Here is an 8,087-nt window from a genome sequence, read left to right on the forward strand (position 1 = left end):
TTAAACATGCTTAGAAAGCGACTTATCAGTAGTGCCGGAAATTTCGGCGGTTCCGGCGTACAACCCCTCTATGACTTCAGGAGCTTCAGAGAAGAAAATTGTCCCTCACTCGATGTTCCACAACGATCTTAAAACATACGTCCGTTGCTATGATCTTGGCAGGCGAAAATTTTTAGATCTCGTTGTAGGACGAATTCAGGAGATTTTTGGGGACGAAGGCTCTGCGCCTGCGGAATGTCTGAGAGAATTTGATGATGACTGGAACACGTATCTTTCTTTGGAACTGGTTGTTCATCCTCGGGTTCAGCATAAGAAAGCTATTGAAAGTGATATGCAAATGACTGACGGTATCAAAGTGGTTGAGGTTCGAAAATCGCTGGCTCATTACTGGCTGCGCCGGTGGTGTGTAGACTGTTCGGCAACCGCCAGCATGACTGATAAATCCTTCCAGCTCCACTTGGCCCAATGGGAGCGAACGCACAATTTCACGACATTTGCTGATATCCGAAACCATCCCTTTGCGGATAGGGTGTTTTTGCATGTCCAAAACTTAGCTAAACGACTTTCGTACATAGCGTTCATTTCGTACGCCGTTTTCGTACACTATTGAAAGCTACTTTCAACGTCCTGATACGCATATGAATTTTACAGATGTCGCCATATTGCAGCTTCGCTCCCATTACCCCCACTTGCGGAATTCCAGCGTCATTAATGGCGTTAATGGTGCTTTCCCAGGGGTAAACAACCATATCGACTGATAACGCTTCCTTTACGTGTAAGGATCTTCTTGAGATCCTTCATAGATCGTCGTAATCTCTTGCACTGTAAACGAAAAAACCCGCCGGAAGGCGGGTTGGTTCGGGTTCGTCGAGCTGGTAACTCTTCGAAACCGGGCGGTAACTGATCTTCGCAGGAACAGTCACCAAATCAGTACAGTCAGTTTAGCCGCTATAAATGGGCTTCTTCAAGAGAAAAGTAACTTTTTTACTCTCACGTTCCTGCGATCTCCAGTTACCAGTGGCTGCTGCCAGTGGCGTTTTTGCGTGCTTTTCCGGGTTGGACTCAAGACGATAGTTACCGGAGAGGGCGCAGCAGTCGGGCTGAACGGGGGGTTCTTGCATACAGCCCAGCTTGGAGCGAACGACCTACATCGAACCGAGATACTAGCGTGTGAGCTATGAGAAAGCGCCACACTTCCCGTAAGGGAGAAAGGCGGTACAGGTATCCGGTAAGCGACATGGTCGGAACAGGAGAGCGCAAGAGGGAGCGATTCACCGGAAACGGTGATGATCTTTATAGTCCTGTCGGGTTTCGCCTTCCACTGATTTGAGCACCGGAAAGCCTTTTTCTGTGAAGCTCGTCAGGGGAGGCGGAGCCTATGAAAAAACGGGTTCCCCGCGGCCTTTGCCCTGCTCTTTTTTTTCGCCCACATCCTCCCTGACTACTGCGTGATCGTCCGCAGCGCCCGCCGCAGTCTCACGGCCGGAGCGTAGCGTCCGAGTGAGCGAGGAGGCGCAATATCTCCCGTACATGCCGACGACCACCGGACGCGCTGGTGTGTCATATTGTCCCCTGATTAAAGCCTTTCCCTTCTTAGCCGATAAATCATTCAGATAGGTGAAGCATGTCGGTTTTCTGCTGAACATTTCACGTTAACCTATCTCTGTTACTTATTTTCTCCTTGCGGAGAAATGCAAGTCATCCCCGCTGGGGCGGGACTGACTTCAGGGGTAAAGCCACTGCTTACACTGGCTGGACGCCATCGACGCAGCGTCTTTACCCCTCTTTCTGTCTTAGCCCGGCTGAACGCCGGTCACGTCAGAAATTCACCCGGCCCCCGTCAGGCTCACGCCTGACCACCCACAAAAATCCACGGTGCTGAACGCACCTGACGACGCAGCAAGCTGCCTCTGATTTTGTCGGTGGTCAGCCGCTCGCTGGCGCTTACTCTGACGGGGGCCGGAACACCGGAAAAATCCACGCTGGGGCGCGGCCTTTTCCTCTCGCACGCTGTGGGCGTGCTCGTTGTTCCTCCGGGGCTGCGCATTTTCCGCATGGGGCGGAAAGTTGCTGGCCTCCCGGGTGAGCGCTGAACGCTTTCACCCGGGACGTGAACGCCGTCGCCATGCCTTGGGGCATGTCGCCAGCTTGCGCAGTGGGCTGCGCATCACGCCGGTAAACCGTCGCTTTGAGAGAGGTATCACATGTTTGATCTGGATTCGCTGGCGTGGCAGTGGCACATCCCGGCGCTGGCCCGGGATATTTTCCCGTGGGTCAGCTGGTTGTTTCAGGGTTACGTCGCCCTGCTGCTCACGTTCCTTGCCATCGGGGTGTCTGTCGGGTTGATTTCTGCCTGGACGGGGCGGATGCGTTACGTCGGCCTTAGCCGGAAAGAGCGGCTGGAGTATGCCGACCGCTACCGACGTGATAATAACCGGGCTGCGCCGTTTTCGGTGCTGGCCTCGCTCGATTCGCCCGGACGTGCGGTGACGGTCCGTCGCCACCTCTGGCACTGGCTGCATCTGCTGGTTGAGGGGGGCGGGCTGGCGATTCTGGCCGGGCTGGTAGTCGCGGTTTATATCGAGAGCTGGGGGGAAACGGTTCTGTTTCCGGGGCGTGCGATTAATGCGGATTATTACCTGCTGCAACCGGCTAACCTGTTCGGGATTGTCTGGTGCGCGGGCGGGCTGCTTGCCGGGGTGGTGGTGTCGCGGCTGCTGGCGTTCCTGTTCCTCGATAAGCATTTTTCGGCCGCCGATCAGAAGGTGAACGCGCAGCTGAATCAGGAGAGCCGCCGCAGCAGTCAGCGCACCGGTGAAATGACGGATGTGCGTAACCTGCATTTCGGGGAGGCGGTGCCGGTCAATGCGCTGGCGGATTTCTCCACCGAACAGGCGCGAAAGCAGCAGGTGGTTTTCCTCGGCAAGAAGGAGGACGGCCAGCCGGTGCTGGTTCCGCGCGATACGTGGCGCAAAACTAACGTGCAAATTCTCGGCCTGCCCGGGAGTGGCAAGAGCGTGATGGCCACCAATGCGCTCATTCGCTGCGTGCGCGATTTTGGCGATGCGGTGGTGTACTTCGACCCGAAGGGCGACGCGTGGGCGCCACACGTCTTCCGGGCGCACTGCCCGGACTTTACGCTGCTGGATCTGCGACCGGGGAAACCGGCGCAGCTTAACCTGTTCCGTGACCTCGACAGCTACGCGCTGAAAAACCTGCTGATTGCCGGGTTTAACCTCAGTGAAACCGGCGATGTGGCCGACCATTACCGCAACAACGAGCAGAAAGCAGCGAAGCTGATTGCGGACCAGTTCCCGAACGGGGCGAACATCCAGCAGGTGCTGACGGCGGCGTATGCGCTGCCGGAGACGATGAAAAAAGAGGTGAAGGGGCTTATCACCAAGCTGGAGAACGTCGCCGATCTGAGCGTCCTGCAGACGGACACCGGCATCGATGTGGCGGCCATTATCAACGGCGGCGGCTGCCTGTATGTCATCGGCTCAATGGAGGATGAGGCGGTTATTCGGGTGCAGAAAATGCTGTTTGCCCGCTGCGCGCAAATTATCCTTGCCCGTGATGAGTTCACTGCGTGGCCGCACGCCAGCATCATGCTTGATGAGCTTAAATATCTGCTCTCCAAATACGTGCTGAACGCGCTGGGGACGCTGCGCAGCCGGGACTGTAACCTGCTGCTGGCGCATCAGTCGCTGGGTGACTTCGGACTGTGCGGGCAGGATTTGCCCGCCGATTTTGTGAAAACCACTGTACTCGATAACACCCCGATCCGCTGGTTCTACAAAGCGGCCAGCGAAGAATCCGCGCAGTGGGCCGCCGCACAGACCGGGGAAATCCGGGTGGACGTGGAGCGGCGCAAGGTGCAACGGGAAGCCGGCAATGTTGAGCACATCAGCGGCGACAGCTATATCCAGAAGGAGGCGCGGTATCTGTTCGACGTGAACACCCTGCAACACCTGCCGGACGGGTTTGCGGTCATCACCGGGCTGGGCGTGGCGCATCTCGGTTTCAGCAGCCCGCTGCGGGTGGAACGTCAGGCCATCTCGCTCAGTACCTTCCCGGTGCTGGCGAAAGCGGACCCGCTGGCCGAATACCAGGCTGACGCTGCGCGTAAGCGCCCGGATGATGATGATTTTGCGGAGCTGTACTGATGGCACTTGAACGGTACAACGTCAGCCACGCGACGCGACAGGCGCGGAACGCGGAGAAAACCCGCCTGGTCCTGCGCTGGCTGCGGGACGAACTCTGCTCACCGGCGGAGATTGTGGCCCGTCTGCTGGGGATTGCGGCGGTACAGCCGGTCTATCGCTTCCTGGACAGCCTCGTGACGAAAGGTCTGCTGGTCCGGGCGAAATACCCGGTTGACGGCCGTCAGGTCAGCGTGTGGGGTCTGACCCCGCACGGCGTGGCGTTCTCGTTCGACGAGAACGAACCACTGACGGATGTAACCCCTTTCCAGCCCTCGCGCGTGTCGGCGGCGCAGTTGCCGCACCGACTGGCCGTGCAGTCCCTGCGCCTTGCCATGACGACAAAAGGGGCCACCGGCTGGCGCTACCTGCACCGTATTGCCCTGAAAGGGATGAAGGTACCGGATGCGCTGGCGGAACTGGACGGCAAAACGGTGGCGTTCGAGGTGGAGCGTACCGTCAAGAGCCGCCGCCGCTATCAGGAAGTGGTGTCCGGGTATCTGTTTAACCGCAAGGCGAACGGCATTGATGAAATCTGGTACATCTGCCCCGACCGGCCGACGCTTGTCCGGGTACAGCGGGCTATTCTGGCGGTGGATGAGATTGTGAACCCACAGACCGGCGAGGCCCGCAAAACAGCCGAACTCGATCGGGAACGGCTGTTTTCCTGCTTCAGATTTATGGTAATGGACTGATTTTATTTATTAACATCATGAGGTGTCTTTATGAATGGTCGTGTTGCTGCTGTCGGGCGGGAAGCCCTGTTTGTGCTCGGGATTATGGTTTGTGTGCCGGGTATTCTGGCCGTGAACCTGCTGAAATTGCTCTGGCGCGTACTGCCGGTGCTTCTGCTGCTTTACGGGTTTACGCAGTTTCTGGTGAGAAACCCGGAGATTCGGGACTGGTTGTTTCTGCATTTCGGGCAGGGTGGCACTACGGCGATCCTGATCGGGGGCATTCTGCTGGGTATGCGCCGTCTGATGAAATGATGCCGAAAAGCACCGGCTGCGCCGGTGCCGTTATTCTTCCCCGAGTTGTTCGCCCATCACCTGCCAGAGTTTTTCCGCATCCTCATGCAGCCGTTCGCACAGGTCGGCCGGGGTATCCATATCCAGTTCGTTCAGCTTTTCCAGCAACAGCAGCGACTGATCCCTGATGAATTTCGCCATCTTGAGGGCGGTTTTTTCCTGTCTGGTCATGTTCTTTTCCTTCCGGGCATGGTGTGCGCCTGTCAGGTATACTGTCTCAAAAATAGTGGGGTGAGACAATGGCGTGGGTAACGGTGAGACAGGCCACTGAACTGACGGGAAAAGCCCGGAGTTCTCTGTACAGAGATATGGCTAAAGGCCGCGTATCATACCGGATCGAGGCTGATGGTGGTCGTGTTGTCGATACCAGTGAGCTTATCCGGGTGTACGGTGAGTTAAGACAGGATGAGACTCACAAGCGGGACGAGTTGAGACTGCCGGTTGAGACTGAAAAAACGGCCTCGGAAGCGCTGATCGCGGAGATAAAAGCGCTGCGGGAAGAGGTGGCCGGGCTGCGACAGGAAATGCAGGCCATGAGACTGCTGGAACACAAAACTGAGACCACAGAGACACCGGCCGAAACGCCGCGCCGGTGGTGGCAGTGGGGGAAGCGCTGACGCGCTACGCTTGTCCAACCGGCGACGGCCACGCAATGAATTGCGCTCCCGTCACCGGTTAGCTGTTGTTCGGTGGTTATGCCCGAGCGCCGCCACTTTAGTGCGGATCTATTTTGTGCGGGAAATAGCCACAAGAGTTAGGTGATTTAATTAACTGTTAGGTTTTAGGTGTCATATAGAACAGTATTTTCATAAAACCAGGCGCAGCAAGGTGTTTGTTGGGTGTCAGAAAAAGTTAGCCTTTAGGTTGCAACCAACTTTTTGGTTGCAAATCTACATCACACTACCTAGAATTAGTTCAAGGATGCAGCAGACTGGTAATACCAGACATCCCACTACCAACAGAGATGTTGGTCGAGGCCAAGCCCGGTAAAGGTGTTCTGAATACCAGAAGAAATTTCTGGCGAAGCCCGCAACTAAGCGGGCTTTGTTACATCTGAGGCTTAGGTAATGGCTTTCCACGTAAAAGATTGTGGGCAATCTTAAAAAAACTAACCGGCTTACCGGGCGGACGTTCATTCACGGGATAAGCACTAGTCACATGTAGACGCAGCTTCTTCCGTTCACGATAAGCCTTAAACGGTACAAAGTAGAACTCGCTTTCACCATCATTAGCTGCAATCTCTACGACAGCATAACTGCCATGCCCTGCATGAATAACCTTTGCGTTACCCAATCCTTCAATGATGGCTCGTAGTTTTTCTCGAGCAAGCGCATACCTGATCTTACAAAACGGCCTCGCATCTTTATCGGCATGATACATCAATGCCAATTGTTCCTCGGCTGTCTGTTCCGGATAATCCTTGCAAAAACAATGAAATGAGTAAGATACAATAAACTTATAAACGATATCTTGTTTACCTGGAGAGCTGTGAGTGTAAGTAACTTCATGTGCATCAAGAAATGACAAATCCCAAATGTTGCCATCAGGATCCTTAAAGGGATGCCATTGGGCAACTTCGTCAATGTTCACAGCAAAACCTCAACATGAGAATCACAGAATTTGCATATTCTACCAGAGAAAAAACAAACCATTGGAGGCGAAATAATCAAGCTGTTACATAAGCTGTGTTGGGTGCCGATTAGCTTTAAAACAGACCTTTCGCCCGGCATTTCAAACCAAACCAAACTCCACGCATCTGACTGCATAGCCATGCATGCCCCGTAAAGTTAGCCAGTGCGGTTCTGGCGGATTTTAACCGGTAAGCTGTGGTTTTCATCGCTTTCGCGCTTAAATCGCCCTGAGTGTGTTTCAGCGGTGCGTACAAGGGATGTTATGTCAAATAAAAGGGCGTGGAGTTTCTTTGGATTTGCTCCCGCCTGAGTTTCAAATAGGTGCTTATTTGTCGCTTGTTTCTGGTGAGTAAGATTGAGCCGCTATCGTCATCTATAGAACTCCGAATGCGCCTCGAAAGTCTAAGCGCCTTTACTGCAAGCGTAAAATATAGCCTTTTCCTGTGATGGAATAGTTCTGCGTCATCAGTAGGATCTTGCTGTCTCAATGCTATTAACGTTACCTCTGCTTCAGCGGATATTTGCAGTGATTCCAGTTGTGCTACTTGATGGATGATATTGGTGTGAAGGGTTCTTATGTCCTTTGCCATCGACTCAACGTTAAATCTAGGTAGCTGCACTAATGGTTTTGTTATCCCATTCCTATTTTCACTTCCATAGTCCAAAGCGACCAATGTCGACTGGTATGCGAAAACATCCAGAGAAGAAATTAAGCGAATTTTTGTGAGGTTATTATCTAACAATGACTCTTCTGCTGCCCGCGTCGATACTTGATCGCTATTTTTTTTAGCTAACTTGTAGTTCAGGAAAGAGAACACTGCTGCCACGCCTGCGACCACTATTGCGGTCACGCCCGCGATCACTGCGGACACTATTGCTGGGGGTAAACCAGATCCGTTCATACAAGCTCCATCTCTGTTTTTTAAGCATAAGTAGGGGTTCTGTGCCGGAACCGCCGAAATTTCCGTGACGCATAATTTTGGCGTTCGGTTGGCTGTACGCAAGACCACCGTCAACCGGACAGCAAAGAAATGGCCATTTGGGGCGAAAAAGTACTGACTTCAACGTCTCACATAGCTGGTACGCATCGATTCTCATTCATGGCCCCATAATCGTACATGTCAGCAGATGTTAAACATGCTTAGAAAGCGACTTATCAGTAGTGCCGGAAATTTCGGCGGTTCCGGCGTACAACCCCTCTATGACTTCAGGAGCTTCAGAGAAGA

8 protein-coding genes are annotated in these 8,087 nt (G+C 53.9%); 5 read left to right on the top strand and 3 right to left on the bottom strand.

All coding sequences use genetic code 11. From position 1 onward, the window contains the following. The first annotated feature begins 70 nt into the window (after positions 1-70). The 4 genes from JOE25_RS26245 (at position 71) to JOE25_RS26260 (ending at position 5,191) form a co-directional block, all read left to right on the top strand. Positions 71-610 carry a hypothetical protein gene (locus tag JOE25_RS26245; RefSeq protein WP_209640544.1) on the top strand — a complete coding sequence of 180 codons (540 nt, stop codon included), beginning with the start codon at positions 71-73 and terminating at the stop codon, positions 608-610. A gap of 1,594 nt (positions 611-2,204) precedes the next feature. Continuing rightward, on the top strand, positions 2,205-4,166 hold the full coding sequence (locus JOE25_RS26250; protein ID WP_209640547.1) for a TraM recognition domain-containing protein: 1,962 nt from the start codon (positions 2,205-2,207) through the stop codon (positions 4,164-4,166). Continuing rightward, positions 4,166-4,897, top strand: coding sequence for a MobC family replication-relaxation protein (mobC, locus tag JOE25_RS26255; protein ID WP_209640550.1), 732 nt, complete (start codon positions 4,166-4,168; stop codon positions 4,895-4,897). Before JOE25_RS26250 ends, mobC begins: the two co-directional genes overlap by 1 nt. Before the next feature lie 30 nt (positions 4,898-4,927). After that, on the top strand, positions 4,928-5,191 hold the full coding sequence (locus JOE25_RS26260) for a hypothetical protein (RefSeq protein ID WP_209640552.1): 264 nt from the start codon (positions 4,928-4,930) through the stop codon (positions 5,189-5,191). A gap of 30 nt (positions 5,192-5,221) precedes the next feature. Here the strand turns inward: JOE25_RS26260 and JOE25_RS26265 are convergent, their stop codons facing one another. Next, complete coding sequence (locus JOE25_RS26265; protein ID WP_209640555.1) at positions 5,222-5,401, bottom strand: Rop family plasmid primer RNA-binding protein; 180 nt, start codon at positions 5,399-5,401, stop codon at positions 5,222-5,224. 68 nt (positions 5,402-5,469) lie between these two features. Here JOE25_RS26265 and JOE25_RS26270 point away from each other — a divergent pair, with 68 nt between their 5' ends. Then, positions 5,470-5,847, top strand: coding sequence for an entry exclusion protein 1 (locus JOE25_RS26270; protein WP_209640558.1), 378 nt, complete (start codon positions 5,470-5,472; stop codon positions 5,845-5,847). Between the two features lie 430 nt (positions 5,848-6,277). On the opposite strand, the gene JOE25_RS26275 is transcribed toward JOE25_RS26270, so the two are convergent. Together JOE25_RS26275 and JOE25_RS26280 are read right to left on the bottom strand one after the other, a co-directional pair. Continuing rightward, positions 6,278-6,820: a stationary phase growth adaptation protein gene (locus JOE25_RS26275; RefSeq protein ID WP_209640561.1), complete on the bottom strand. Its 543-nt coding sequence runs from the start codon at positions 6,818-6,820 to the stop codon at positions 6,278-6,280. A gap of 301 nt (positions 6,821-7,121) precedes the next feature. Beyond that, entirely contained in the window at positions 7,122-7,763 is a 642-nt protein-coding gene (locus JOE25_RS26280; protein WP_209640564.1) for a hypothetical protein, read from the bottom strand. Positions 7,764-8,087: the final 324 nt, after the last annotated feature.

The organism is Serratia sp. PL17 (genome assembly GCF_017832355.1).
Classification (GTDB): domain Bacteria; phylum Pseudomonadota; class Gammaproteobacteria; order Enterobacterales; family Enterobacteriaceae; genus Serratia.

What these genes read in the sequence shown, in the direction of transcription:
- mobC (WP_209640550.1), top strand. Translation starts at nt 4,166, where the DNA reads ATGGCACTTGAACGGTACAACGTCAGCCACGCGACGCGACAGGCGCGG.
- JOE25_RS26265 (WP_209640555.1), bottom strand. Translation starts at nt 5,401, where the DNA reads ATGACCAGACAGGAAAAAACCGCCCTCAAGATGGCGAAATTCATCAGG.
- JOE25_RS26270 (WP_209640558.1), top strand. Translation starts at nt 5,470, where the DNA reads ATGGCGTGGGTAACGGTGAGACAGGCCACTGAACTGACGGGAAAAGCC.
- JOE25_RS26250 (WP_209640547.1), top strand. Translation starts at nt 2,205, where the DNA reads ATGTTTGATCTGGATTCGCTGGCGTGGCAGTGGCACATCCCGGCGCTG.
- JOE25_RS26280 (WP_209640564.1), bottom strand. Translation starts at nt 7,763, where the DNA reads ATGAACGGATCTGGTTTACCCCCAGCAATAGTGTCCGCAGTGATCGCG.
- JOE25_RS26260 (WP_209640552.1), top strand. Translation starts at nt 4,928, where the DNA reads ATGAATGGTCGTGTTGCTGCTGTCGGGCGGGAAGCCCTGTTTGTGCTC.
- JOE25_RS26245 (WP_209640544.1), top strand. Translation starts at nt 71, where the DNA reads ATGACTTCAGGAGCTTCAGAGAAGAAAATTGTCCCTCACTCGATGTTC.